This is a genomic window from Actomonas aquatica (assembly GCF_019679435.2).
GTDB lineage: Bacteria > Verrucomicrobiota > Verrucomicrobiia > Opitutales > Opitutaceae > Actomonas > Actomonas aquatica.
Map to the genome: position 1 here is coordinate 712,286 of NZ_CP139781.1, position 24,925 is coordinate 737,210.

Consider the following 24,925-nt stretch of genomic DNA (forward strand, 5'->3'; position numbering starts at 1 on the left):
GCTTTCACTTTTGAAAGCGTGAGCACTACCCCTCCTGCGGCTTTCGGTTTTCCGTCACCTCCGACCACGGCCCCCGATATTCGGCCGCGGCCCGAAGGTTGGAGTTACAAAAACTCCGTCTTCTGGCAGCGAATCAACAAAGCTGGACAAAGTTCGCTGGAGGTCGCTTTGGGCGGCCTGTTGACCGACGCCTCCGCGCTTTCGCAGCGCGTGGCTTACGCTCTGCCGCGCTTCACGCTCCACGACGCCACCCATCTGAACAACGTGCTCTATTGGATGGATCGACTCGTCACGCCGACGGGCTTGGACGCCTTGGGACCGAAGGGCTGCGGGCTCTGCCTCTTGCTCGCCTACGCGCACGACCTTGGCATGGTGCCGGAGACGGACTGGGAGGAAAAACTGAAGAACGAAAACTCGCCCGAATCGGTGAAACTGCGACGCTTCACCAACGAGCGGCATCCCGACCTAGCCGGCATTTTGGAACGGCCCGTGCCTGAGGACCCGGCGGCTAGGCAAAAGGACGAAACCATACGTGGGCATATCCGTGAATTCATCCGCACAGACTACCTGCGTGTGACCCACGCCGAGGATGGCAACGACGGTCGTGTGCTAACGCATCTCCGCTCATTACTGGACGGCAATGAACTCAAGCAGGCCTTCGCATGGCTTTGCACAGAGGAGACGGCGCTCCAGCTTGTAGCGTTGCTGATAGCCAGCCACAACCAGTCAATCACTTGGCTGGAAGAACGGTTGCGGCGAGAGTTTGGTTTGGAGCGCCCTTGGACTTGGACGGCGGCCGGTGCGGAAAAAGTTAACCTACTCCTACCCTGTCTACTGCTGCGCGTAGCTGACATTTGCGACTTCGACGCCAGCCGAACTCCGCACATCGTATTTCACCAACTCGGGCTAGAGGGAGGCCAATTCTTAGGATTGGAAAAATTGGACGGCGCAGTCGGCATTAGTCGCGGCGAATGGCATAAACACCTGGCGGTGGATGGCTGGTGCTGGAGCGGCGGGGACGGTGGTGAATTGGTTTACAGTGCAGGTGACTGTCCACACCCGGCAGTGCATAAGGCCATACAACGATTCCGAGACGAAATCGGGGACGCGTTTGCCGAAGTGGAACGTGTTGTGACAAGCATGGCGGTGCACGGTGCGCGCGCCTGGCTGCGCATTCCAAGAGAAGTAAAGGCAGAGGTAAAGGCACGCGGTTACACCTACCACGACGTTGAATTCAAACTCCAAGCGCACGAGGTTACGGAACTGCTCCTCGGCACAGCGCTCTATGGCAACCCCGAGCTTTGCATTCGCGAGCTGCTGCAAAACGCACTCGACGCGGTGCAACTGCGGGATTTGCGCTACCAGCTAAAGCTCAAGTTAGATGATGAGGGCAGGAGAACCGACATGCCGCCCGAAGTGGAACTTAGCGAAGGATGGAAAAAAGCAGAGCGCGAGCAGGCCAAAATAGAACTCACTTGGGGCCGTGATGCAGCCAGCGGGCGCGAATGGATACAGGTGAAGGATCGCGGCACTGGAATGACGCTTGACCAAATTATTCGTTACCTGTCGGCACTGGGGAAGAGCTACTACAAGTCCGCTGAGTTTGGCGCCGAGGCGCGGCTGATGCGTGAGCACGGGTTCATCGCAACCCCAATCTCTCAGTTCGGCATCGGCCTCCTTTCCTGCTTTATGATCGCAGATTGGATGGAGGTCCGCACCTGTCCTTGCTGCAGGGACAATGACGAGCGCAAGGCTTGGCACGTGAAAATCACTGGGCCGGGCGCGCTGTTTCACTTCAGCGAATGGAAAGGAGCGGGGACGCCGGGCACTGAGGTGCGGCTGTATTTAAAATGTGGATTCGCGCTGGTGGACATCCCCCGAGAAGAACTGATCGAGCAACTGCGTTACGATCTGCGCTATGAAATGCGCTGGATCGACGAGAAGGATCGAAAGCACACAGCTTTTGAGGGAACGGAAGAGGGTGTGCGCTATATTAATCCCGCGGCCGTTGCTGCGAGGCACGTGATCTGGCCGCATCACGAAATTATTTCACGGAGGGAGGACGATACTGCACCGGTTCTGATTCTGGATGGGCGTTGGCATTTTGAGGAAATCTCACCGTGGCCGACGGAGCAGGTTTCTGAGTTGATTGAAGACGACGGCTTTTCCGCCGAGCTAGTGGACGGGGTGGCATGGCGGGTTTGCGATTGGATGGACGACAAGGGAACCGCTGCGACGGGGAGTCGCATTCGGGTGGTTTTCGCGGCATCTTCCCAGCCATCTAGCTCGGCTCTGGGCTCTCTGTTTTCCTCAATCGACGGCGGGGCTCGAATCGCCGAATTGGCCTGCTGGGGCGAGAAATTCTTGCCGACGCAAGAATCGTCCAGGCAGCGCTATTTGGTGCGGGGGATGCGCGTGCCAACTCTTGAGGCAAGTATCGATCATCTGACTCAGGCGGTCGCTGGTGTGGGTGCTTGGTTATGGATAGACTTAGCGGGCAAGGCGGCCCCTGCGTTGACTGCGGATCGCACGAAGACGCGCGAATTTTCTCGTTCGGTGGAGAATCGGCAATGGAGAGAGGCGGTAGATGGAGTATTCAATAGGTGGATACAATGGGTGTCGGGTTTTGTTTCCGGTAAACCACGGGAAAGGAACACAATCCTCTACCTGATCAATTTCGCCCCTAGACATTTCCAAAGTTTTTCAAGTGGGAGCACTTCGAAGCTGTGGCACTATAATGAAGCTTCTGCCACGTTTGCTCTTCCCCTCAGCTCTTTACTTTTTGGCGAGGTTTTGCGCGAAGCGGAGCGCGATCAAATATTTGTGAATGGTCGCACGCACTTCCGGGACAGGGATCTGACCTGGGGACTGGATTCAGCCTTAAACCGAGCCTTGGACGCAGGAGTCGTCTTTGAGGGAGATTTTTTCCAAGACTATTGGCGAGCACGTGGCTTTGACACTGAGTTGGCCAATGCACAGTCTCTTGCGCTGTCGCGTTCAATTGAGCTAAGCCATAGCAAAGCCCCGTTTTTTGTGTTCGATCTACCTCATCACAATCTAGGGCACATTTGGCGGGATTCACTGGACCTCAACTTGGTCAATGAAGGGTTTTGGCCGGACTTGTCCGGTGCCTTCCCACTTTTGAGTTTGCCAGTTCACGACGGTGGATTGGTAGCGGCAGAAATGGTTGCTCCAACGGTGCTCAAGTGGCGCCATGCCGCGAGCGAGACATCAAGCCCGCGCGATTATGACTTGGTTTTTCCATTCTCGGTCGTCGCGCAACCTTCGTGGCGGTCAAAGGTGCCGGTATGGGGCAAGGACCGTGGTTGGCGTCGGTTTCTCTCACTGCCATTTCTTCATCCGAGCAGCTCATTAGCGGCGCAATTGGCGCAAGTGATGCGCGAGCCTGATGCGAAGCCTCATGGCTATTCATCAGGAAAAGAACAGGAGCAAGCGGAGTTGGACGCACTACACGGTCAGGCAAAAGGCATTGCGCAGCACACGCTGCATGTGCTGCTGCCACGTTCGGATTGGTGGGAGCGGCCTTTCTCCGAGTGGTCCGAATCCGATTGGGAGATAGGTGGTTACACTGCGTGGTGGGACTTACCTACGGGTAAATTGTTATGGGCGGTGGGTGGGGTTCGCCGTGAGGATATGCCGGCTAAGGGCTTGCCGATCGAAGACTTCTTGAAATCGTCGCAACTGGCTGCCTTTCGAAGGCGGTGCCCGGAGCTTTTCCCCGAAGAATGAGGCCCGAAACAGGGACAGACCTCAGGTTTACCTGCCGCGTGCGCAGGGTTTGGATCAGGTGGTCGCAACGGGGCCGGACTGAAGCTGTCTGACTTTGAGCGAGCGAGGGCGTTATCGATTTCCCATGCCGCACGTAAAGTTGCTGACGCCTACACCACGGGAGCTCGTTTGGGATACGGGTCCAGGGTGAAGGTTTGGCGGACTTCGGCGGTGACGGGGTGGCCGTCTTTGGTGGCGGGTTTGAAGCGCCAGTGTTTCAGGTTGTGGATCACCCCAGCGGCGTATTGAGGATGGGTGGCGGAGAGGATGCGGATGTCCTGCACCCTCCCCTCGGCGGTGATGGTATACGCTAGCTCCACGATGCCATGGCGGGGAAAGTTCGAATGCTGCAGCGCGGCGTAAGGCAGCGTGGGCGCTTTGCCTTTCAGGAAGACCGGCGGGCTGTCCCACTCGGCGGTCTTGGCGGCAAAGGCAAAGTCCTCCGGCGCCATGGCGCGGTTGACGTATTGCTTTTCATTCCCCGTGGCGCAGCCGGAGAACAAAGCGCCCGTGCAGATCAGCAGCAGGCCTACACGCGTTACCAGATAGGGTTTTGAACGGTGGGGATTCGGCATCGGCATCAGCGATGGCAGACGATCGGTGTGAGGTCGAAGCTAACGTTTGGCGGGCGGTCAAACCTCGGCGGAGGAGGATGCCCCTCCGGTCGGTGCGCCTCGGTGAAACGTGTGCGCCTATGGAGCATCTGTGGTTAAAGAAACCGTCGCCTCTCCGCTCTCCGCTCACCCTGCGGCACGCCGCAAGCGGCGGCCCTACAAGAATCCGTCCCCGCAAAGGCCGGCTGAAGACCGGCCTTACAAAATGCCTGCCACAGGGTTGTTCTGCCCCGCGGTGGAGTGGCTTTGTTACCTTCGCTGCCTTGGTGTAAAAAGACACCACGTGGGCCGGGTCTCCTGACCACTCGCTCACGCTCGTAGCCACTGGGCTTTGGCTTGGCGTGTTCTGCCCTGCGGCGGAGTGGCTCTGGTCCCTTCGTTTTCTCCTTCGTTGCCTTTGTGTAAAACCACGTTTGCCGGATCGTCTGACCACTCGCTCCGCGGCTCGACGCCAGGTCGAGCCCTACAAGAATCCATTCCGGTAAAGGCCGGCTGAAGACCGGCCCTACATAAATGCCCACCATGGGAGACGTTTAGCTCTGCGGCGGAGTGGCTTTGCTACCTTTGCTGCCTTGGTGTGAAAAAACACCACGTTGAACGGGTCTCCTGACCACTCGCTCACGCTCGTAGCTACCGGGCTTTCGATTGGGTGTTCGGGGCTGCGGCGGAGTGGCTCTGTGGCCTCTGTGCCCTCCTCCGTGTGCTCTGTGTCAGTCCCCCGTCGGTCGGGCTGTCTTGTGTGGGTCGGGTCAGTCCAGCAGGTGTTCGCAGATGCGGGGGACGGCGTCGCCGCGGGCGTCGTCGAGGACGTAGTGGCCGGCGTCTTCGAGGTAGAGTTTCTGCGCCTGCGGGAGACGTTCACACCACTCGTTGTAGAAGTGGTCGTTGAAACAGAAATCCTGACCGCCCCAGACGATGAGCACCTCGCGGTCATGGAAGGTGCCGATGCCCTGCTCCACGGCCTTCAGCGTCGCCCAGGTGGGATGGCTGTCGTCCATGGGGATGTCCTGCACAAAGGCACTGACCGCCACGCGGTTGGACCAGTTGTTGTAGGGATAGAGGTAGGCTTTGCTTTCGTCGTTGCTCAGCGCCCGACGGCTCATGGCCATCCAGGTCGCCGGCCAGGCAAAGCCGTTGAGACCACGCACCAGTGCCGGGCCCACCACGGGAGCCTTGCAGAGGGCGATGCGACCGGGGATGTGCGGCGCGGTGAAGGCGGCCGTATTGAGAATGACGATACGACGAATGAGGTCCGGTCGGCGGGCGGCGAGGCCGAAGCCGATCGCACCGCCCCAGTCATGCACCACGAGGTCGAGTTGGGTGACGCCGGTGGACGCGATGAGAGCCTCCACGTCGTCGATGCGCTGCTTGAGCGTGTAGGGATAGTGCTCGGGTTTTTCGGAGAGCCCCATGCCGATGTGATCGGGCACGATGCAGCGGCGTTTGGGCGCGAGGGTCTTGACCAGCTCGCGGTAGTAGAACGACCAGGTGGGGTTGCCGTGCACCATGAGCACCGCGGCGTCCCCCTGCCCTTCATCCAGGTAACTCAGGTTCGCGCCGCCCGGCGTCACAAAACGCTTCGGCGCAAACGGGTAAAGGGCACGCAGCCAATCAGGCAGATCATTCATGGTGGCGAAGCGGTAGGATGGAATAGCCACAAAAAGGCACAAGAGGGCACGAAAATGATAAGAAATCTGCGGGGCCTATTTTTGTGATTTTTTGTGCCTTTTCGTGGCTATAAAACGACCTCTTGAATTCAGCCACAAGAGGAACAGAAGGCACAAAAGCCCCAGACCTTACTCGTGCGGATTCTGTGCAGGCGGTGGCCATCAATTGCATTGCTTGAGTGGGGTTCACCACTCGACGGCGAGCATGAGGCAGTTTAGGCCGCTGCCGATGCCGAGCAGGCCGATCTTGTCGCCCGTTTGGATCGCGCCGGTATCGGCGGCGGTGGCGAGGGTCGCGGGCAAGGCCACTGAGCCGGTGTTGCCGAGGGTTTCGAAGGTCGAAAAGTCCTTCGCGAGATCGAGCCGCAGGGCTTCGTAGAGTTTGCGGCGATGGGTGCTGCCCACCTGGTGGCAGATGAAGCGATCGAAGTCGGCCGTGGCCCAACCCACTTCTTTGCGGAACTTGGCCCAGGTCTGCTGCGCGAGTTCAACGCCGGCCACGAGCAGGGCCTCGGAATCGGTCTGCATGGCGAGGGAGTCGGCGCCGTGGGTGTCGCCTTGGCAGAGCTCACTGTGGGCGGTGGCGGCTTGGGCGATGCCGCCGAGCAGGCGGTGTCCGTGGGGCGCGAGGTCGCGGTGACACAGCACGGCGGCGACGGCGCCGGAACCGATGGTGAGATTGGCGAAGAAGGGTTTGATTTGCTGTCGCGTGAGCGGCTGCTCCAGCAGCGTGCGCAGGGTGTGCTCGACGAGGGGGCCGCCGTTTTCGCCGGAGACGACCAGGGCGCATTCGATTTGGCCGCTTTCGATCATGCTCCCGGCCACGGTCATGGCGTTGAGGAAGCCGAGGCAGGCGTTGGAGACGTCGAAGATCTGGGCGGTCGCGGGCAGGCCGATTTTGCGATGGGCAAAGGAAGCCGTGGCGGGCTCGAGCATGTCGCGGCTCACCGCGCAGTGCATGAAGAGCTGCACGCGATCGGCCGGGAGGGCCGACTTGGCGAGCACGGCTTTGCCGGCGGTGGCGCTGGCGTCGGACGGACGCGTGCCGGCCGGCCAGACGCGGCGCTCTTTGATGCCGGTCATGAGCTCCAAGCGCCCCTCCGGCAGCTTGAGCCGCTCATACAGCGGAGCCAGCCGCTGCTCGATCCCGGCAGAGCTCAGGACCTCGTCCGGCAGCGCGACGGCAATGGATTCAATGACAACGTTCGCAAATTTCATTTGCTCAAAATCCCCATGACTAAATCCCGAATCCTAAAAACCACAGACAGACGGAAGACCATTTAGGAGTTAGGGATTAGGAGTTAGGATTTCCCGGACCGGCAGGGCCGGTCTCGGGCCGCATCGCCAGGCGGATGATTTCGGCGTCGTAGAAGTTGCTGCCGAGGCCGGCGTCGACGACGAGGGTGCTGCCGTTGTGGCCGCTGCTGCGTTCGCTGAGCAGGAAGACGACGGTGTTGGCGACTTCCTGGGTGGCGAGGTTCTGCTTTCGGAAGGTGAGTTTCTCCGAATACAGGTAACTCTCCAAGTAGCCCGGGATGCCAGCGGAGGCGCTGGTCTTGAGGGGGCCGGAGCCGACAACGTTGAAGCGCACGCCGGGTTGCGGGTTGAAGGACTTGGCGAGGAAGCGCGACGCGGAATCGAGGGCGGCTTTGATCGGGCCCATGTAACCGTAGTTGTCGGGCGTGACGGTGAGAGACGAGATGCCGATGGACACCACCGACGCGCCGGGCGCGAAGTGCGGTTTGAAGGCGTTGGCGAGCTCGACCAGCGAGAAGGCCGAGATGGCGGTGGCCTGCAGGAAGTCGGCGCGTTTGGTTTCCTCGAAGGCCTTAAACCCTTCGCTGTAGTTGGCGAAGGCGATGGAGTGCACGAGGCCGTGAATCGGCCCAAAACCGGCGGCGGCGATGTCGGCGGCGAGTTGGGTCGCGGCGCCCTCCTCTTCCACGTCGCAGAGAAAGACGGGTTTGTCGGCGAGGAGCTTGGTGAGGGACGCTTTGCGCGCCTCGGAGCGCACGCTGTAGATGACGGTCGCGCCCTGCTCTTCCAGCGTCTTGGCGGTGAACCAGGCGACGCTCTTCTTGTTGGCGACACCGGCCACCACGATGGTTTTACCGGAGAGATTCAGAAAGTCGGTCATGATGAATGGGGCGGTTTTTTTTAACCACGGATGGACACGGATGGCTTCGCCTACCGGCTACGCACTGAAACCTCAGGTTGAACCAGCCGAACCGCGTTTCCGTCAAAAGGTTGAGTTTGGTGCCCCTCCCCTGTCCTCATTAATTGAGTAGGCGAAACGTTAGTGGAGCCATCCGTGTTCATCCGTGGTTTAAAACAGTGCGGTTACTTCGATTCCGGGGTTTTCCAGGCGACGGCGAAGTCGACGGTGAGGATGCGGGTGCCGTCGGTTTTTTTGATGGCGCCTTTCATCATGGTGAAGCCGCCCATGGCTTCCTTCTTTTCGACGGTGATGAGCACTTCGTCGCCGGGGAACACGGGGTTGCGGAAACGCACGTCGCTGATCTTGGCGAGCAGCGGCACACCCTCCCCCGCCTCGGCGTTGGCCGCGCGGGCTTGCAGCGACATGAAGGCGGCGCCGGCTTGGAAGACGGCCTCGCAAAGCAATACGCCCGGCGTGATCGGGGCGTTGGGATAGTGACCCTTGTAGAAGTCTTCCTCGCTGCGCCAGGTGCGACGAGCGGTGAGCGCGGTGTCGCTGTGTTCCACCACTTCATCGATGAAGAGGAACGGCGGGCGATGCGGAATGAGATCAGTGATGGCGGGGATCATGAAGCGGTGACGGGAGAATATGGGTTAACCACGAAATACACAAAACACACGAAACCGGGTGACTGAAGCTTTGGCCCACGGAACACACGGATGACACGGAAAATTGGACCATTGGGTCCGTGTTTTCTGTGTGATCCGTGGGCTTTCTTTTCGTGTCCTTTCGTGTGTTTGGTGGGCCCTAAAATCAGTTGGAGGTCGGGGCGGCCGTGGTGGCGGCTTGTTTTTGTTGGAAGAGGGCCTTGTCGATCTTGTTGGCGGTGATGACGCCGTAGTTGATGGTGCCGAGCCAGCCGGACATGATGATGCCCACCGAGCCGGCGTGGTAGAGGCCGGGGAGCTGCTCGGGCAGGTCCATCGAGACCTTGAGGCCTTCAAACTTGGTGCCGAAGGAGGTGCCGGCCATGTGGGTGGTGTAACGCTCGACCGTGCGCGGCGTGGCGGCCTCCATCCAATCGATTTTCTCGCGCACGCCAGGGATGTATTTCTCCAGCGAGGTGATGGCTTCGTCGATGAGGCGCTGCTTGTGCTGGGCATACTCCTCGTCGCTGAGGTTGTTCCAGTCGGCGTATTTGGCATTCAATGACGCGACGACGGTGTAGCGGTCGGAGCCCGGACGGGTCTCCGGGTAATACACCGAGAAGGTGCGGCTGGTGGTGTGCAGGTCGACGATGTCGTCGCTGCTGTAGGCCGGGGCTTCGGAGGTGAAGACGAGGTCGCCGATGTTGGGGATGGATTCCCCTTTGCGGATGCCGAGGTAGACTTGGCAGGAGCTGGTGTTGATGCGCACGGCCTCGGCGTCGGCGACGTAGGCGGGATCAAAGTTCTCCGCGCCGGCGAGGCGCAGGATGGTGTTTTTGATGTTGGCGTTGGAGAGCACGGCCTTGGCGCGGATGACGCGGCCGTCCTTGCCGGCGACGACGCCGCAGGCGACCTTGCGGCCGTCGCGTTCCTCGACGAGGAGCTTCTGCACCAGCACGTGTTTGCGGCACTCGACGCCGTTGGCTTTGAGCTCGTTGACCATCTTCTTGATGAGCAGGTCGGAGCCGCCCTGGAAGGTGTAGACGCCGGCGCCCATGAAGTTGGAGAACACGATGCCGTAGGTGATGGCGGGATCGTTGAAAGTGGACCCGTTGGCGTAGGTGATCGGCTCCATGAGGAGGCGGTGCACGTCGGGGCGGCCGGGGAAGAAGCGCTCGAACATCTCTCCGGTGGTCTCGGCGTTGTTGTCGTAGAAGTTCATCGCCCGGAGGTGGGTGTAGAACGACTCGACGGTGTCGCGGTCGACCTTGAAGTCCTCGACCAGCACGCGGGTGTAGTCCTCGCGGGTAAAGTCGGTCCAGACGTCCATCTGCGGGTTGATGAAGCGCACGTCCTTGAGTTGCACGATCGAGTCGGCGATCTCCTTGGACCAGTATTTGCGGCAGGACTTCTTCATGCCCACGGGGAAGCCGTGCAGCGAGATATCGAAGATATGGCCGCCCTTGCGGGTGAACCAGGTGGCGAGACCGCCAAATTGATAATGATGCTCGAGCAGCAGCACTTTGTGGCCGGCTTTCGCGAGGTAATTAGCCCCGGTCAAGCCGCCCAAGCCGCTGCCAATGACGATAACGTCATACTCATCGTCGACACCTTTTAGCCAGTCGTAAGCCATGAAGCGGTCCAGTGAAGAGGGCCCATCGGCGAGCGCAACCCCGGTTTTCGCGTCCAGAGGCGGAGAGGCAGAATGGTTTTTAACCACGGATGGACACGGATGGGCTCCACTACCGTTTCGCCGCTACCCTTTCTTTCCGAGATGCAGGCGATACGCATTAATTCATTGGTAATGAGCAGCTACGAGGCATGAACAACACGTGGCGAAACAATCGACAGCGGAGCCGGTAGGCGGAGCTATCCGTGTCCATCCGTGGTTCAAAAAACCTGCGTTGGTTTAGCCGCGGAGGACGTGGTAGTTGGCCATGGAGATGCCGCTGAGCATGGCGCCGATGATGCCGAGGAAACCTTGGTCGGTGCCGCAGAGGTAGACGTTGTCGAGGGCGGTGCGGCCTTGGCGGTGCTTGAGCGGCGAGCCGTAGATGGCGCCGCCGAAGTGGCCGGTGTATTTCTCGACCGTGCGCGGGGTGAACATGTCCGTGGTGATCGTGGACGCCATGAGGGCTTCGTCGGCGACCATGGGCAGGAAGCGACGGGCGCTCTGCTGGATGCGCTCAAACCAGGCGGCTTTGGCGGCGCGGTAATCGTCCTCGGGCAGGGCCGTCCACTGCTGGTAGTTGGCCAGGCAGGTGCAGCGGAACACGCCCTCAGGCAGCTCAGCGCCGTCGGCGTAGGCAAAGTTGTTGGGGAAACAGATCACGCCGCTGCGCGGGTCGACGGCATCGGTGGCGGCGGCGTAGTCGAAGCGCGCCGAGTCGTTAAAAAACACGATGGTATCGTCGCCCCACCCCAGCGCCGCCGGCTGACGGTCGAGGATGGTGATGGTCTCGACAAACGACAGCGCGCCCACCGGGGACGGCGCCTGCTCCGGTGCCGGGAGATTGCCGATGAGGCGCTCGGTTTCCGGGCCGCCAATCGAGGAGATGACGTGGTCGGCGGTGACCACGTCCCCGCTGTCGAGTTCGAGCGCCGTGGCCTTGCCGTTCTGGGCGATCACTCGCTTTACGCCGCACTTCATGCGGCGCTCACCGCCGGCGGCACGGTATTTGTCGACCAGCACACGCAGGATGACCCGCACGCCGTCGAAGGGCCGGGCAAAGCCTTCAAGGAAGAGGGCTTTGAACATGATGACGAACTGACCGAACTCCATGTCGCGCTCCTGTGCGCTGCCGTAATACATGACCGGGCAGAAGATCATGTCCTCAAGCAGCGGGTCGCTGATGTAGCGGCGGACGACCTCGCGGGCCGACACGGGTTGGGCGTCGAGGCTCACGTCGTCGTAGGTGCGCACGGTGGCGACGAGTTGACGGAAGCCATCGATCTGCGCCGGGAAGGCGCGGGCCACTTCGCTCTCGAAGACGGCAAAGTCGTTGGTGAACGCGAGTGAGGTTTCGCCGTTGGGGCCGAAGGCGACGCGGGAGCGCTTTTGTTCGCTGAGCTCAAACTCCTCGTGGCGGATGCGGAGTTGGCGCAGGAGTTTGCCGAGCGGGGTGCCCTTCACGCCGGGGCGCACGAAGTTGGTGAGCGCGTGCAGACCGACGTCGAACTTGCGGCCGGCCTGGCTGTAGAAGCTGTTGAGTCCGCCGACGGCGTTGTGCCGCTCGAAGATGCAGACCTTCTTGCCGAAGTGCGCGAGGCGAATGCCGGCCGCGAGGCCCGACATGCCGGCACCGATGATGACAACGTCGTAGTGATCCGAAGTGTTCAAGCAGCCCAACAAGAAGCCCCGCCGCCCAACGCGCAAGCGCTAGAGGCCGAGGAAACGGCGGAGAGGCAGTGCTTTTGTTTTAACCACAGATGGACACAGATAAACACAGATAAGAAATACTTCAGAGTAGCGGTCTGCTTCAGCCGGTGCGTAGCCGGTAGGCGAAGCCATCTGTGTCCATCTGTGGTTAAAAAAACGGCGTTGGATCGGCTCGGCTGGGCGCAAAAAAACCGAGTCCGCGGGGGGGACTCGGTTGAGAAGTTTGGTTCGTTGGAAACGGGGTGGCTTATTTGCCGAGCGCTTCGAACTTGGGGGTGAGGTATTCGGCGCAGCTGTCGAGGGAGGCGAGTTGCGGGTATTCGGCCTCGGGCACCTCGATGTTGTGACGCTTGCGCAGCTCCATGACGATATCGAGGAAGTCCATCGAATCGAGCTCGAGCTGATCGCGCAGGCGCACGTCCGGCTTGATATTGGTAAGGTCTTCGTCGGGAGCGACATCGGCGATGATATCGAGCACCACCTGCTTGGTTTCTTCTTTGGTCATGTTGGAAAAGGGGCAGAGGTTAGGCGGTAAATCGCTTCACGATCAACGTGGAATTTATGCCCAGCATACCGAAGGAATTGTTGAGGATCGTATCGATCTTGGCCGCCTTTTGCGGGGTGTTGAGCACGAGGCCCGGCAGCGCGCATTGCGGATCGAGGTCGTCGACGTTGATCGTCGGATGCACCGTGAGGTCGTCGAAGGACGGCAGATTGCCGGCCAGCTCGAGTGCACCGGCGGCGCCCATGGCGTGACCGATGAAGCTCTTGGTGTTGTTGATGTAGGTGTCGGGGCAACCCTCGCCAAACACCTCGCGCAGCGCGCCACACTCCTGGATGTCGCCCTGGGGCGTGGCGGTGGCGTGCGTATTGACGATGTGGATATCGGCGGGCTCGAGGCCGGCGGACTTGAGGGCCTTGCGCACGCACTGGGCCTGACGCGTCGGGTTGGGCAGCACGTAGTCGCTGGCGTCGCTGTTGACGCAGTAGCCCGCGATCTCGCCGTAGATCTTGGCGCCGCGCTTTTGGGCGTCTTCGAGGCGTTCGAGGGTGTAGAGCGCCCCACCCTCCGAGACGACGATGCCATTGCGGCCCTTGTCGAAGGGACGGGAGGCCTTGGTCGGATCCTTGTGGGTGGCGAGTGCGCCCTGGGACTTGAACCCGGCGAAGATGCCGAAGGTGTGGATGCTCTCGCTCACGCCACCGCAGATGGCGAAGTCGACCTCGCCGAGGCGGAGCATTTGGGCCGCGTGGATGAGGCCCAGATTGCCGGCGGCGCAGGCGGCACCGATGGCGTAGGCCGGACCGGTGATACCGAGGTTGAGCGAGACCTCGCCGGCCGGGTTGTTGGCGACCGTGCGGGGGTTGTGGTAGTGCGACCAGAACTTGGTGTCGTAGTCGAACTTCGAGATGGCGTAGATCTCGTTCTCGGTCTCGACGTTGCCGTGCTCGGTGGTGCCGACGTAGATGCCGACGCGATCCTTGTCGAAGGACTCGAAGTCGATGCCGGAGTCGGCGACGGCTTCACGGGCGCAATAAATGGAGATGGAACCGGCACGGGTGCCCACGCGCACTTCCTTGCGCTTCTGGTATTTGAGCGGATCAAAATCGCAGACGCCGGCCAAGGACTTGCCCATGTAGCGCACGTCGAACGGCTGCACGCCGGAGACGCCATTGAGCAGATTTTGGCGATACTCCGCCAAAGAATTGCCGTTGGGGGCCGTGAGTCCGATACCGGTGATGACGATGCGGGGCGGTTGATACGACATGTTGAAACAAAAACCGCTAGCCAACCTGAGGCGGATGGCAATACAAGCCTCGGTAATGAACGTCTTGGTTATCGGAGGTGCCGGTTACATCGGCAGTCACTGTGTGCGTCAATTGGTTGCAGCGGGCCATCGCCCCGTCGTCCTCGATAACTTGGTGTTTGGCCACCGAGGTGCCCTCACGAAAGGTATCCCGTTCTATGAAGGGGACTTGGGTGACTCGGCCTTCGTCGGTGAGGTGCTCGAAAAGGAGCAGATCGAGCTCGTGATGCACTTCGCGGCCTTCGCCTACGTGGGCGAGTCGGTGACGAATCCGCTGAAGTATTATTTCAACAACGTCGTCGCGACGCTGCGCCTGCTCGAGACCATGCTGGCCAAGGATGTGAAGCGCTTCGTCTTCTCCTCCACCTGCGCGACGTTTGGCATTCCGCAGTCGATGCCGATCACCGAGGACCTGCCGCAGGCCCCGATCAATCCCTACGGCCAGACCAAGCTCGACATCGAGAACGCCCTCAAGGCCCTCGCCCACGCGCACGGTCTGAGCTTCGCCGCCTTCCGCTATTTCAACGCCGCCGGCGCGGCCGAGGATGCCACCATCGGCGAGGCCCACGATCCGGAGACGCACCTCATTCCGCTTGCCATCGACGCGGCGACGGGTCGGCGTCCGGCGCTCAAGGTGTTTGGTGACGACTACCCCACCCCGGACGGCACCTGCCTGCGCGATTACGTGCATGTCGACGACCTGAGCCGCGCGCACATCGCGGTCTTCGACAAACTCAACGAACCCGGCACCGGTCTGTTCTACAACCTCGGCACCGGCAACCCGACCTCCGTGTTGGAGATCATCCGCGCCGTGGAAAAGGTATCCGGCAAGACCGTGCCTTACGAGATGGCGCCGCGCCGCGCCGGCGATCCGCCCGCGCTCTACGCCGACTCCACCAAAGCCAAAACCGAACTCGGCTGGGTGGTGAAGTTCAACGACATCGAGTCGATTGTCGAAACCGCCTGGCGCTGGCACCACCAGCACCCCGAAGGCTACGCCGACTGATCGAGGGGGCCGGCAGGACGTCCGCCGGCAGGACGCGTTTTTTTAACCACGGATGAACACGGATGGCTTCGCCTACCGGCTACGCTCTGAGAAATAGCCTTAAAGCCGAAGCCCAACCGGTGGCTTAAAAAACACGTTCTGCTGCCTGGTCGACATGCCCGCCGCGAACGAAGCAGCCGCGCTCAAGGTGCGGCCCGACAACTTCTCGTGTAAACTACCTGCCTTGCGACGCCGGTAGGCGGCGCCCATCCGTGCCCATCCGTGGTTAAAACAAAGCCCTGCCTCTCGGCCGACTTTGGGGTGCCTACCGGCTCAGTCCTTCAGGCCGTAGGCTTCGATGCGTTTGCGGAGCGTGGTGCGGGTCATACCGAGGCGCTCGGCGGCCTTGGCCTGATTGCCGTCCACGGCGACCAACACGCGCTTCACCATCTCGCGCTCGATGCGCGTGAGGATGGGCTCTTCGTCGTGCGGCAGCGTTTCCTGGATGAAGTCAAAGGCCTGCTCGAGCGTGAGCGCGCCACCGATGGGCGCCGGCGTGGCGACCGCGGCGTTTTCACTCACGGTGCTTTCTTCGACATCGTCGGTCTCGTCAGCGGTGGCGACCGCCTCGGTTTTGATCGGAGCCGCACTGGCCGGCGCGATGGACGCGGCGGCGATCGGCGGCGTGGTGCCCGTGCCGGGGCCCACCGCGGAGCGAATTTCCACCGGCAGGTCCTTCGGCAGGATGGCGTCACCCTGCGCGATGACCGCACTGCGGTAGATCACGTTTTCGAGCTCACGCACGTTGCCGTGCCAGCGGTAGCGGCAGAGCACGTCGATGGCTTCGGGCGAGACCTTGGACACGCGCGTCTTGCGCTGCTTGACGAGATTCTGGAGGCAGAAGTCGACGATCTGCGGGATGTCGTCGGCGCGCTCGCGCAGCGGCGGCATTTTGATGCGCACGACATTGAGGCGGTAGTAGAGGTCCTCGCGGAACTCCTTGGCCGGGACCATCTCCTCGAGGTTCTTGTTCGTCGCGGCGATGATGCGCACGTCGACCTTGATGGTATCGGTGCCGCCCACGCGTTGGATTTCGCCCTGCTGGAGGACGCGGAGAATCTTGGTCTGCGTGGCGAGGGCCATGTCGCCGATCTCATCGAGGAAGATCGTGCCGCCGTCGCAGAGTTCGAACTTGCCGATGCGTTGGCCGGTCGCCCCGGTGAAGGAGCCCTTCTCGTGACCGAAGAGTTCGCTCTCGATCAGGTTGTCGGGAATGGCGGCGCAGTTGACGGCGATGAAGGGTTTGGAGGAACGATGGCTGTGCTTCCAGATGGAGCGCGCGACCAGTTCCTTACCGGTGCCGCTCTCGCCGGTGATCATCACGGTCACATCGCTGGCGGTGACCTGTCCGATGATTTTGAATACCTCCTGCATCGGCGCGGAGGAGCCGACGATGCCTTCCTTGTAGTCCTCGCTGTTGATGGTGGGTTTGTAGTCCCCCACGGCGTCCATCTCGCGGTTGGCCTGGAGCGCGTTCTCGGCGAGGGTCAGCACCTTCGTCGGGTCGAAGGGCTTCATGATGTAATCGAAGGCGCCAAACTTCATCGCCTCGATCGCAGTCTGGGCGGTGCCAAACGCGGTCATGAGCACGACGAGCTGCTTGGGGTTGGCGCCGCGAATGTGTTGCAGCGCCTCGATGCCGCTCATGCCGCCCATGCGAATGTCGAGAAACACCAGATCCGGGAGTGGGCCCTTCTTCACCATCGCAACACCCTCTTCACCGCTGCCGGCCTCGATGATGTTGTAGTTGCCGGTCGAGAGGACGCGGCCGAGCGAATAACGAATCTCCGCATCATCGTCGATGATGAGGATCGTGGGGGCTGAGGGCTTGGGATTGGACATCGCGAGAAGCGGTCAGACTCGCGCCACCGGAACGTGCTGGCAACGAGACACCGGGACCGCCTGATTAGTCCCCGTGTTACGGTGGTCAATGCACTTGTTCCGAATCGGCGGAATTCCCCTGTCCTTACACTGGACCTTTTTGGCCCTGTTGGCGTATCTCGGCTGGGAAGGTTGGACGGCGGCCGGGTGGCTGGGCGCGACGTGGTTGGTGGGCTTTGTCCTGGCCGCGTTCACGTGTGTGGTGCTGCACGAGTTGGGGCACGCGCTGATGGCGAAACGCTTCGGCGTGAGCACGGCGCGCATCGTCTTGATGCCAATCGGTGGCATGGCGGCGTTTGATCGCATCCCGCGTCGGCCGCGCCAGGAGATCGCGATCGCGCTGGCCGGGCCGGCGGTGAACGTGGGGCTGGTGCTGCTGGCTTTTGTGTTGGGCGTGAGGTTTCCGGCCGATTGGGATCCCCTGCTCTTCCCGATCACGACGGCGGAATTTCTGCGTCATCTCACGGCGGTGAACATCGTGATGGGTGGCTTCAACCTGGTCCCGGTGTTCCCGATGGATGGTGGCCGGGTGTTTCGGGCCTTGCTCTCCTTGCGTTGGGATTACCTCACGGCGACGCGGTGGGCGGTGGGGGTGGCCAAAGGGCTGGGCCTGGTCGCAATCGCCTTGCTGGCGGTGCTGCCGACCGAACCGCATTGGATGGGCATGGCACTGTTCGCTTTCATCATCGTGGCGGGCGAACTCGAGCTGCGAAACCTACGCCGACAGATCGAAGACGAAGCCCGCTGGCGCGACAGCATCGCCCGCCTCTACCGCGACGCCGGCGTGCCGCCGCCGTTGTGAGCGGGCACAAAAAAACCGTCCTTGAGGGACGGTTTTTAAAAAGTGGTGGACCCTAGCAGGATCGAACTGCTGACCTCCTCAATGCCATTGAGGCGCTCTTCCAGCTGAGCTAAGGGCCCGGGGGAGACGGGACAATCGGGGATGAGAGAGTGATGGCAAGGAATTTTTTCATCTTCTTCCCGAAGTTTTTATTTCGCGCCGGTTTAGGGCGTGTCTGGTAAAGGCGAGGAGCCAGCGTGAGTGGGAAAAGGGGCTCGCGCCAGGCGGCCGCGACGGAGGTGGCCCAGCGGGCCATGCCGTCGTGGACAACGCCGCGCCAGCCCCTCTTCCCACTCACCCTTCGGGCTGCGCTCCCAGCGATGGCACCTCGCCTTTCCCAGACACGCCCTACCCTCCGCTGAGGCTGACGTTGGCGCGGAAAATTTCAGCCCGGCCCGTCGGCGGTTTGCCCACCGGTCGGATGCTGCGGAAGGCGCGTAAGACGGCCTGATCGAAGCTGCCGCTGCCCGAGGAACGCACGATTTGCGGGTTGGTGATGGCCCCGGCCAGGGTCACCTGAAACTGCACGCTGGCTTCCCGCAGCTCGGTGATGCCGGCCTCCTCCATCGAGCGACGCACGCGCTGAATGATCATTTCGACGTAGCGGCGGGACAGGTCCATCTCCCGGTTGGTCATGGCGGTGCCGCCCGCCCCCATGTTGACCTGTGTCGTGTCGACCACCGAACTGACGTCGATGTTGCGGGCGCGCACGGGCGTGGAGGGCTGTTTGACGGGCTTGGGTTTGGGCACGCCTTCCTCCTTGGTGAATTGGGAATAGGAAACGCGTTCCGGCGCCGGCTCGACTTTGACCGGTTTCTTTTCCGGAACGGGTTCGACCTTCACGGGCGTCGGCTCGCGTTTCACTTCGCGCGGGATCGGCTTGGGCTGCGGTTGAGGTTGCGGCTGGGGCTGCGGTTGGGGCTGCTGCACCACGGGTTGCGGGCGCGGCTGCGGCTCGGGAATCTTCAGCTCGACGGTTTGGGGCGTTTCGACCACAGCGGCGGCGGCTTCGGTGGCGGCGTAGTTGTCGCCCGGACCGGCCACGAGTTCAAAAATGGGCGGCGGATCGTCGTGCGAACGGCGCGCCCACCACGTGGCGAAAACGATCAGTAGGAAAATCGTGAAGTGCAGCAGCGCGGAGAGACTCGCCGCCCGCGACATGGGCGTCGTCGGCGTATTGATGGAACTGGGACTCATCGTTCGTTCTCTCACGGCCAACCTCGAAAGTTCTTAGTCAATGTGCCCGTGTTGCAGGCTTCATTGGGCAGACACCTGGGTGTCGAAGGTGATCCGGGAAAGTCGCTGCGTTTTCAGCGCGTCCATCACGGTGATAAATTGTTGGGCGGTCGAGTCGGCGTCCATGCGGATGCGAAAGACGGGCGGTTCGCTCTGTCCGGCAAACGGCGCCAGCGCATCGGCCAGCGCGTCGAGGCGCACCACTTCCCCACTCAGCGAAACGGTGCCGTCGGCGCGGATGGTGATCGACTCAAACTGTGTGTCGGGATCGGGTGGGGTCTGTTCGCTCTGCGATTCGACCGGCAGGTCGACCGGGATGGTTTGCTCCTGGTTGATGAGCGGCGTCGCGATCATAAACACGATCAGCAACGTGAACCCCAGGTCGATGAGGTTGGTCACGTTGAGCTCCGAGATGGGAGCGGACTGACGTTGGCGGCGAAAGTTGCGGGCCATGGGATCGTGAGGGATACGGCGGGCGAAGGCGGACGTGGCCGGCTCAGCTGTTTTCGAGTTCGAGACGGTCGGCCAACGAACTGGCGTAGTTCTCGATTTCGGTGATGAGGCGTTTGGTGCTGGCGAAGAGGTAGTTATAACCAAACACCGACGGGATCGCCACGATCAGGCCGGCAACCGTGGTAAGCAGCGCCGCGGATACGCCGGGCGCGAGGGTTTGAATGCTCGCGGTCTGTTGCACCGCCACCGCGCTGAAGGCATCCATCACGCCCCACACGGTGCCGAGCAGGCCCATGAACGGAGCGCCGGAAACGATGGTGGCGAGGAAGACCATGTTGGATTCGTAGCGCAGGACCTGACGAGCGAGGGCGCGTTGCAGGGCGTTCTCCATGTGCTCCAGCCGGAAGCGCGAGGTGTCCACGCCCTTTTCCTGACCGATCGCCGCGGCGCGCCAATACGCCTCGAGGGCATCGGCGAACAGGTCGCCGTAGGGAATGCTGCGACGCTCCCGATGCGCGTCGGGCGCGTCGAGCAAGGTGCGTTCTGCGCGCAAACGATTTTCGAAGCTCAGGTTGAGCATGCGGAGTCGTTTCAGCTCCATGTGTTTGTCGATCATGATCGACCAAGCGACGAAGCTGAAGATCACGAGACCGACGGTGATGATTTGCCCAACCAACCCCGAGGTGAGGAACGATTGGATGACATTGGTAACGGCAAGCAGCGGGTAAATCACAGGCAGAACAAGTGAAAGAAGAAGTGGGTAATCCGCCAGCCCGCTTCAATGGAAAACCCCACATCCCCCCACGCTCATTCATGCTTTCATGGTTGCCGGTGGCCCCGGGGCACCCTTCGGTCTGTGGCCTCGACCTTCGCGCATCTCGCCTGCCCAACATGGACTACCGCTCCAACACACTCTCTGCTCTACAAAAAGCCGCTCCCACGCTCGACGGCAAACTGGCCCTCGTGGGACTGGACGGCTTCGTCGATACGATCGTCACGCCCGTCGCCCTGCGCACCGGCCAAGGCGAGGAATTTGAAGCGATTCCGACCATCAGTGATTTTGGTCAACGCATCCTCGGTGCGGCCGGCAAGAGCACCAACCTCGAGTTCTATCCGCGCATGGACAAGCTCGGCGGCAACGGTCCCATCATGGCCAAAGCCCTGCTCGAACACGGCCTCGCCCTGCGCTACATCGGCGCGCTCGGTCGCGTGGCGATCCATCCGGTGTTTCAGGAGATGGCCAGTCGCGCCGAGTGCACCACGCTCTGCGATCCGGCCTCCACCATCGCCGTCGAATTTGATGACGGCAAACTGATGCTCGGCCAGATGCGCAGCTTCGATGAGATCACGCTCGATCGCATCATCGAGAAAATGGGCGCTCCGGCTTTTGAGCGCGCCCTCTCCGCGGCCGACCTCGTGGCCTTGGTCAACTGGACCATGATCCCCAACATGACCACGATCTTCCGCGAGCTCACCGAGAAGGTGTTCCCTCGCCTGCCCCAGCGCGACCGCGTGTTTTTCTTCGATCTCGCCGATCCCGAAAAACGCTCCCGCGCCGATTTGCTGGAAGCGCTCGAAGTCATCGGGGCTTTCGGACAGTTCGGCCGAGTCACCCTCGGGCTCAATCTCAAGGAAGCCCAACAGGTGCACCTCGCCCTCGGTTTCCATCCGCTGGCCGAAGACGAAGCCGGCCTGCGCCAGATCGCGGCCGACATCCGCGCCAAGCTCGATTATGCCACTGTAGTCGTGCACCCCAAGGAATCCGCCGCCTGCGCCACCGCCGAGACCACCGCCTGGGTGCCCGGCCCCTACACCGCCAAGCCGAAGATCACCACCGGCGCCGGCGACCACTTTAACGCCGGTTTCGCGCTCGGCCAACTCCTCGGTCTCTCCCCCGAGGGTTGCCTCACCACCGGCGTCAGCACCAGCGGTCACTACGTCCGCACCGCCAAAAGCCCGTCCCTGGAAGACCTGCAAAGCTTCCTCGCCAACTGGCAGTAACCTCTTCATTCTCAACTTATGCCCCTGACAGAAACACCCTTGGGTAAACTTATCTCCTTCGAAGGCGCGGAAGGCTCCGGCAAATCCACCCAGATTTCCCGCCTCGCCCAACGTCTCGCCAAGCACTCCGTGGATGTGCTCAGCGTGCGTGAACCGGGGGGCACCGAAATCGGTGAGCAGGTGCGCAACATCATTGTGCACAACTCCAACGGCGACGAGATGTGCGCCGAGACGGAGCTCCTGCTCTTCGCCGCCGCCCGCGCCCAACTCGTCCGCGAAGTCATCGCCCCCGCCTTGCTCAAGGGCACCATCGTGCTGAGCGACCGCTTCATGGATTCGTCCACGGTCTACCAAGGTATCGCGCGCAACCTCGCCTCGGACCCAGTCAGTCTCATCAACCATTTTGCCGTCGGCAACGTCATGCCCTCGCTGACCGTCGTGCTCGACGTGCCGCCGACCGTTTCGAAAAAGCGCATCCGCCAACGTGCCTCCGACGTGCCGGACCGCATGGAGCGCGAGAACATCGATTTCTATAAGAAGGTCCGCAAAGGCTACCTGTTGCTCGCGAAGAGCCTCCCCGAACGCATCGTGGTCGTCGACGGCACCCTGCCGGAAAACAAGATCGAGACCGAGATCTGGAAGCACGTGAAGAAGGTGCTCGGCATCACCAACGGCACCCCGCGCGCCGCCAAAAAAGCCCCCGCTAAAAAGGCCCCGGCCAAAAAAGTAGCGGCGAAAAAGACGGTAAAGAAGGCCGCGGCCAAAAAGAAAAAGGCCAAAGCCTCCCGCGGCTGAGCGCCGCGCTTCCTCCCTCTGATCGCGGATGTCCGCCCTCGCTTGGCCAGAATCGCTCGAAGGCACGCCGGCCGTTGCCGTCATTGAGCGCGCCATCGCGCACCAACGTCTCTCGCACAGTCTGCTGATCACCGGCGACGAATACGAAACGTTGGTCGCCGTCGCGCAGTCCATCGCCGACCGCCTGCTCTACCCGCCTCACGCGCCGACCACGCCGCGTTTCGCGCCGGACGATCATCCCGACTGCTTCAGCCTGCGCCCGGCCGGCAAGATGCGCCAAATCAAGGCCGGCAAAAGTGCCGACGATCCCGGCACCATGCGCGAGTTCATTCGCAAGATGGCGGTGTCCGCTTCCTCCGGGGATCACAAGGTCGGCATCGTGCACGAGGCCGATCGCATGAACGTGGCCACGGCCAACGTCTTTCTCAAAACCCTCGAGGAGCCGCCGGCCAACACTACACTGCTGGTCCTCACCACCCGCCCCTACGCGCTGCTGCCGACGATTCGCAGCCGTTGCCTGAATTTCCGTTTTCCCTCTGCCGAAGTGGGTTTCCTGCCCGACGGCTGGCGCGCGTGGATCGAAGACTATCGCGAGTGGCTCGGTCGCCTCTCCGCTGGTGTGTCCGATCGCAAAGCCGCCGCCGACGCGGTTTTCGCCGCCTACGGTCTCACTGCGCGCTTTGGGCTCATCCTCGACAACGCGACGTCAGAGGCCTGGAAGGCCCAAAAGGGCAACCTGCCGGCCGACCTCGACGACGATGAACGAATCGCCATCGAGACCGGTCTCGCCAATGGCCTGCGGCTGAAACTATTCGCCGGCATCGAACACGCCACGCGCGATTTTGCGCTGGAGCGCATCAGCACCGGCGACGAGTCCTACCGCCGCGCCTTCACGGCCGCGGTGGAAAAATTGGAGCACGCGGTTGGCCTCCTGCGCGTAAATCTGAACGCCCAGGCCGCTCTCGAAAGCTTCATGCTGGCCTCCCTGCGCCTCTGGGCGGCCCGCAAATAAGCGGCGCTTAGGCCGGCACGCTGGCACTGCTTAACAATCTACGGGTAGCGCAACCCGCCGACTTGCTCGGCGCGACTCTTGCATGGCAAGCTGGCAGGTCCGTCCCACGTCATGTCCAAGTCTGTCGTCCGTCCCACACTCCTCGCGCTCGCGATCCCGATTTTTATCGAGAACGCATTGCATGTGCTCACGAGCACGATCGACACCTACATGGTGAGCACGATCTCCGACGGCGCGGTGGCGGCGTTGGGCGTAGCGCACCAATTTGTGGTGTTGGGCGTGATGATTTTCGGCTTCGTCGGCATCGGCAGCAGCGTCGTGGTGACGCACAGCCTCGGCGGTAAAGACCGGCGCGGCGCGCAGGAAACCGTGGCGACCGCGATCTCCGTCAACCTCTGGCTGGGAATCCTGATCAGTCTGTTCATCAGCCTGAACGTCGAGCGGCTGCTCGGCCTCATGACGCTGCCGCCGGAGCTCTACCAATACGCCGTGCCCTACCTCAGCATCGTGGGCGCAACGCTCTGGCTCGAAGCGCACAACGTCGCCGTCGGCGCCATCCTGCGCGCGCACGGCCACGCCACCGACGCAATGTGGGTCACGCTCGTGCAAAACGGCCTCAACGCCTTCGGCAATTGGGTCCTGCTCTTCGGTATGTTTGGCGCGCCGCAGATGGGCATCGTTGGTGTCGCGCTCGCCACCGCCGGCAGCCGCGTCGCGGCCGCCATCATTCTGTGGATTCTCATGCGCCGCCGCACGGGCGTGCACCTGCCGATCCGGGCCTTCATCCGCGTCCCAGCCAAACGCCTCAAACGCATTCTCAGCATCGGCGCACCGTCGGCCGGTGAACACCTCTGCTGGTGGTTGGCGTTCATGACGATCACCTCGTTCACAGCGCGACTCGGCGCCACCGAGCTCGCGATCCAGAACTACACCATGAGCGTGATGCACTTCGTTTTCACGTTCAGCTTCGCCTTCGCTTTGGCCAACGAGATCCTGCTCGGCCACCACGTCGGCGCTGGGGAATTTGACGCCGCCTACCGCCGCCTGCTCAAAACGCTGAAGGTCGGCATCGTGGTCGTCGCCGTGGCCGTCCTGCCCGGCGCGATCTGGGGCGGTTGGTTCATCAGTTGGTTCACCGACGATGCGGCCATCATCACCATGGGCGCCTTCCTTCTGAAGCTCGCGCTGCTCATCGAGCCGGGCCGGCTCTTCAACATGACCATGGTCTGCGGACTGCGTGCCACCGGCGACGTGCGGTTCCCGCTCAAGCTCGGCATCATCGCCATGTGGGGCCTCTGGGTGCCGTTGTCGTGGTTGCTCGGCCTCACCCTCGGCTACGGCCTGCCCGGCATCTGGGCGGCCATGATCATCGATGAAACCTTCCGTGGTTTCCTCATGTTCCGCCGCTGGCGCCGCCGTGACTGGTTGCCCCACGCCCAGCGCAGCCGCGACGGCGTCACCGCCAGCCTCGCCGAGTCAGGCCACTAAAGCCACCTACCTAACCACCTCCCCCGCAGGAGCTAAGAACCCAATGTTCGTAATACGAACATTGGATGAGGCCGCGCGGAGCGAGCGAACCCGAGTGAATGGGGCGGGATT

At 61.8% G+C, this 24,925-nt stretch carries 20 protein-coding genes and 1 tRNA gene; 7 read left to right on the plus strand and 14 right to left on the minus strand.

The genetic code is table 11. The features are described 5' to 3' along the window. The first annotated feature begins 210 nt into the window (after positions 1-210). Positions 211-3,750, plus strand: a complete 3,540-nt coding sequence (locus tag K1X11_RS02705; protein ID WP_221032420.1) for an HD domain-containing protein — start codon at positions 211-213, stop codon at positions 3,748-3,750. Positions 3,751-3,899: 149 nt separating this feature from the next. On the opposite strand, the gene K1X11_RS02710 is transcribed toward K1X11_RS02705, so the two are convergent. The 9 genes from K1X11_RS02710 to K1X11_RS02750 all read right to left on the minus strand — a co-directional run bounded on the left by K1X11_RS02710 (position 3,900) and on the right by K1X11_RS02750 (position 14,023). Next, on the minus strand, positions 3,900-4,364 hold the full coding sequence (locus K1X11_RS02710) for a TonB family protein (protein ID WP_221032421.1): 465 nt from the start codon (positions 4,362-4,364) through the stop codon (positions 3,900-3,902). A gap of 788 nt (positions 4,365-5,152) precedes the next feature. Further along, entirely contained in the window at positions 5,153-6,031 is an 879-nt protein-coding gene (locus tag K1X11_RS02715) for an alpha/beta fold hydrolase (protein ID WP_221032422.1), read from the minus strand. Positions 6,032-6,256: 225 nt separating this feature from the next. Beyond that, entirely contained in the window at positions 6,257-7,288 is a 1,032-nt protein-coding gene (locus K1X11_RS02720) for a 3-oxoacyl-ACP synthase III (RefSeq protein ID WP_221032423.1), read from the minus strand. Positions 7,289-7,364: 76 nt separating this feature from the next. Continuing rightward, the gene (locus K1X11_RS02725; protein ID WP_225919628.1) at positions 7,365-8,207 is read right to left on the minus strand and encodes an enoyl-ACP reductase FabI; all 843 of its coding nucleotides are present in this window, start codon (positions 8,205-8,207) and stop codon (positions 7,365-7,367) included. Positions 8,208-8,410: 203 nt separating this feature from the next. Beyond that, the gene (locus tag K1X11_RS02730) at positions 8,411-8,857 is read right to left on the minus strand and encodes a 3-hydroxyacyl-ACP dehydratase FabZ family protein (RefSeq protein ID WP_221032424.1); all 447 of its coding nucleotides are present in this window, start codon (positions 8,855-8,857) and stop codon (positions 8,411-8,413) included. 184 nt (positions 8,858-9,041) lie between these two features. Beyond that, positions 9,042-10,508: a phytoene desaturase family protein gene (locus K1X11_RS02735; protein WP_221032425.1), complete on the minus strand. Its 1,467-nt coding sequence runs from the start codon at positions 10,506-10,508 to the stop codon at positions 9,042-9,044. Positions 10,509-10,784: 276 nt separating this feature from the next. Further along, positions 10,785-12,215: a phytoene desaturase family protein gene (locus tag K1X11_RS02740; RefSeq protein ID WP_221032426.1), complete on the minus strand. Its 1,431-nt coding sequence runs from the start codon at positions 12,213-12,215 to the stop codon at positions 10,785-10,787. Positions 12,216-12,501: 286 nt separating this feature from the next. Then, complete coding sequence (locus K1X11_RS02745; protein ID WP_221032427.1) at positions 12,502-12,759, minus strand: acyl carrier protein; 258 nt, start codon at positions 12,757-12,759, stop codon at positions 12,502-12,504. Positions 12,760-12,778: 19 nt separating this feature from the next. After that, a complete protein-coding gene (locus K1X11_RS02750; protein WP_221032428.1) occupies positions 12,779-14,023 on the minus strand; it encodes a beta-ketoacyl-[acyl-carrier-protein] synthase family protein in 1,245 nt (414 codons plus the stop codon). A 55-nt stretch (positions 14,024-14,078) separates the two neighbouring features. On the opposite strand from K1X11_RS02750, the gene galE reads away from it, so the two are divergent. Further along, complete coding sequence (gene galE / locus K1X11_RS02755; RefSeq protein ID WP_221032429.1) at positions 14,079-15,068, plus strand: UDP-glucose 4-epimerase GalE; 990 nt, start codon at positions 14,079-14,081, stop codon at positions 15,066-15,068. Positions 15,069-15,380: 312 nt separating this feature from the next. On the opposite strand, the gene K1X11_RS02760 is transcribed toward galE, so the two are convergent. Next, positions 15,381-16,949: a sigma-54-dependent transcriptional regulator gene (locus K1X11_RS02760; RefSeq protein WP_221032430.1), complete on the minus strand. Its 1,569-nt coding sequence runs from the start codon at positions 16,947-16,949 to the stop codon at positions 15,381-15,383. A gap of 88 nt (positions 16,950-17,037) precedes the next feature. Here K1X11_RS02760 and K1X11_RS02765 point away from each other — a divergent pair, with 88 nt between their 5' ends. Then, complete coding sequence (locus K1X11_RS02765) at positions 17,038-17,790, plus strand: site-2 protease family protein (RefSeq protein WP_221032431.1); 753 nt, start codon at positions 17,038-17,040, stop codon at positions 17,788-17,790. 43 nt (positions 17,791-17,833) lie between these two features. Here K1X11_RS02765 and K1X11_RS02770 read toward each other — a convergent pair. From K1X11_RS02770 to K1X11_RS02785, 4 genes are all read right to left on the minus strand, one after another. Next, a tRNA-Ala gene (locus tag K1X11_RS02770) sits at positions 17,834-17,909 on the minus strand. Positions 17,910-18,177: 268 nt separating this feature from the next. Beyond that, complete coding sequence (locus tag K1X11_RS02775; RefSeq protein ID WP_221032432.1) at positions 18,178-19,026, minus strand: TonB family protein; 849 nt, start codon at positions 19,024-19,026, stop codon at positions 18,178-18,180. Positions 19,027-19,086: 60 nt separating this feature from the next. Then, complete coding sequence (locus K1X11_RS02780) at positions 19,087-19,518, minus strand: ExbD/TolR family protein (RefSeq protein WP_221032433.1); 432 nt, start codon at positions 19,516-19,518, stop codon at positions 19,087-19,089. Positions 19,519-19,561: 43 nt separating this feature from the next. After that, entirely contained in the window at positions 19,562-20,251 is a 690-nt protein-coding gene (locus K1X11_RS02785; RefSeq protein ID WP_324726071.1) for a MotA/TolQ/ExbB proton channel family protein, read from the minus strand. Positions 20,252-20,409: 158 nt separating this feature from the next. Between K1X11_RS02785 and K1X11_RS02790 the strand changes: the two genes are divergently transcribed. The 4 genes from K1X11_RS02790 (at position 20,410) to K1X11_RS02805 (ending at position 24,814) form a co-directional block, all read left to right on the plus strand. Beyond that, entirely contained in the window at positions 20,410-21,519 is a 1,110-nt protein-coding gene (locus K1X11_RS02790; protein ID WP_221032434.1) for a PfkB family carbohydrate kinase, read from the plus strand. Between the two features lie 18 nt (positions 21,520-21,537). Next, positions 21,538-22,314 (plus strand): dTMP kinase, encoded by a 777-nt coding sequence (gene tmk / locus K1X11_RS02795; protein ID WP_221032435.1) that lies wholly within the window; start codon positions 21,538-21,540, stop codon positions 22,312-22,314. Between the two features lie 28 nt (positions 22,315-22,342). Next, positions 22,343-23,326 carry a DNA polymerase III subunit gamma/tau gene (locus tag K1X11_RS02800; RefSeq protein WP_221032436.1) on the plus strand — a complete coding sequence of 328 codons (984 nt, stop codon included), beginning with the start codon at positions 22,343-22,345 and terminating at the stop codon, positions 23,324-23,326. A gap of 111 nt (positions 23,327-23,437) precedes the next feature. After that, on the plus strand, positions 23,438-24,814 hold the full coding sequence (locus tag K1X11_RS02805; protein WP_221032437.1) for an MATE family efflux transporter: 1,377 nt from the start codon (positions 23,438-23,440) through the stop codon (positions 24,812-24,814). Positions 24,815-24,925 lie beyond the last annotated feature (111 nt).

Coding starts and splice junctions, on each gene's coding strand:
- K1X11_RS02720 (WP_221032423.1), bottom strand. CDS start 7,288: ATGAAATTTGCGAACGTTGTCATTGAATCCATTGCCGTCGCGCTGCCG.
- K1X11_RS02735 (WP_221032425.1), bottom strand. CDS start 10,508: ATGGCTTACGACTGGCTAAAAGGTGTCGACGATGAGTATGACGTTATC.
- tmk (WP_221032435.1), top strand. CDS start 21,538: ATGCCCCTGACAGAAACACCCTTGGGTAAACTTATCTCCTTCGAAGGC.
- galE (WP_221032429.1), top strand. CDS start 14,079: ATGAACGTCTTGGTTATCGGAGGTGCCGGTTACATCGGCAGTCACTGT.
- K1X11_RS02725 (WP_225919628.1), bottom strand. CDS start 8,207: ATGACCGACTTTCTGAATCTCTCCGGTAAAACCATCGTGGTGGCCGGT.
- K1X11_RS02780 (WP_221032433.1), bottom strand. CDS start 19,518: ATGGCCCGCAACTTTCGCCGCCAACGTCAGTCCGCTCCCATCTCGGAG.
- K1X11_RS02800 (WP_221032436.1), top strand. CDS start 22,343: ATGTCCGCCCTCGCTTGGCCAGAATCGCTCGAAGGCACGCCGGCCGTT.
- K1X11_RS02710 (WP_221032421.1), bottom strand. CDS start 4,364: ATGCCGAATCCCCACCGTTCAAAACCCTATCTGGTAACGCGTGTAGGC.
- K1X11_RS02760 (WP_221032430.1), bottom strand. CDS start 16,949: ATGTCCAATCCCAAGCCCTCAGCCCCCACGATCCTCATCATCGACGAT.
- K1X11_RS02775 (WP_221032432.1), bottom strand. CDS start 19,026: ATGAGTCCCAGTTCCATCAATACGCCGACGACGCCCATGTCGCGGGCG.
- K1X11_RS02730 (WP_221032424.1), bottom strand. CDS start 8,857: ATGATCCCCGCCATCACTGATCTCATTCCGCATCGCCCGCCGTTCCTC.
- K1X11_RS02805 (WP_221032437.1), top strand. CDS start 23,438: ATGTCCAAGTCTGTCGTCCGTCCCACACTCCTCGCGCTCGCGATCCCG.
- K1X11_RS02790 (WP_221032434.1), top strand. CDS start 20,410: ATGGACTACCGCTCCAACACACTCTCTGCTCTACAAAAAGCCGCTCCC.
- K1X11_RS02745 (WP_221032427.1), bottom strand. CDS start 12,759: ATGACCAAAGAAGAAACCAAGCAGGTGGTGCTCGATATCATCGCCGAT.
- K1X11_RS02750 (WP_221032428.1), bottom strand. CDS start 14,023: ATGTCGTATCAACCGCCCCGCATCGTCATCACCGGTATCGGACTCACG.
- K1X11_RS02765 (WP_221032431.1), top strand. CDS start 17,038: ATGCACTTGTTCCGAATCGGCGGAATTCCCCTGTCCTTACACTGGACC.
- K1X11_RS02715 (WP_221032422.1), bottom strand. CDS start 6,031: ATGAATGATCTGCCTGATTGGCTGCGTGCCCTTTACCCGTTTGCGCCG.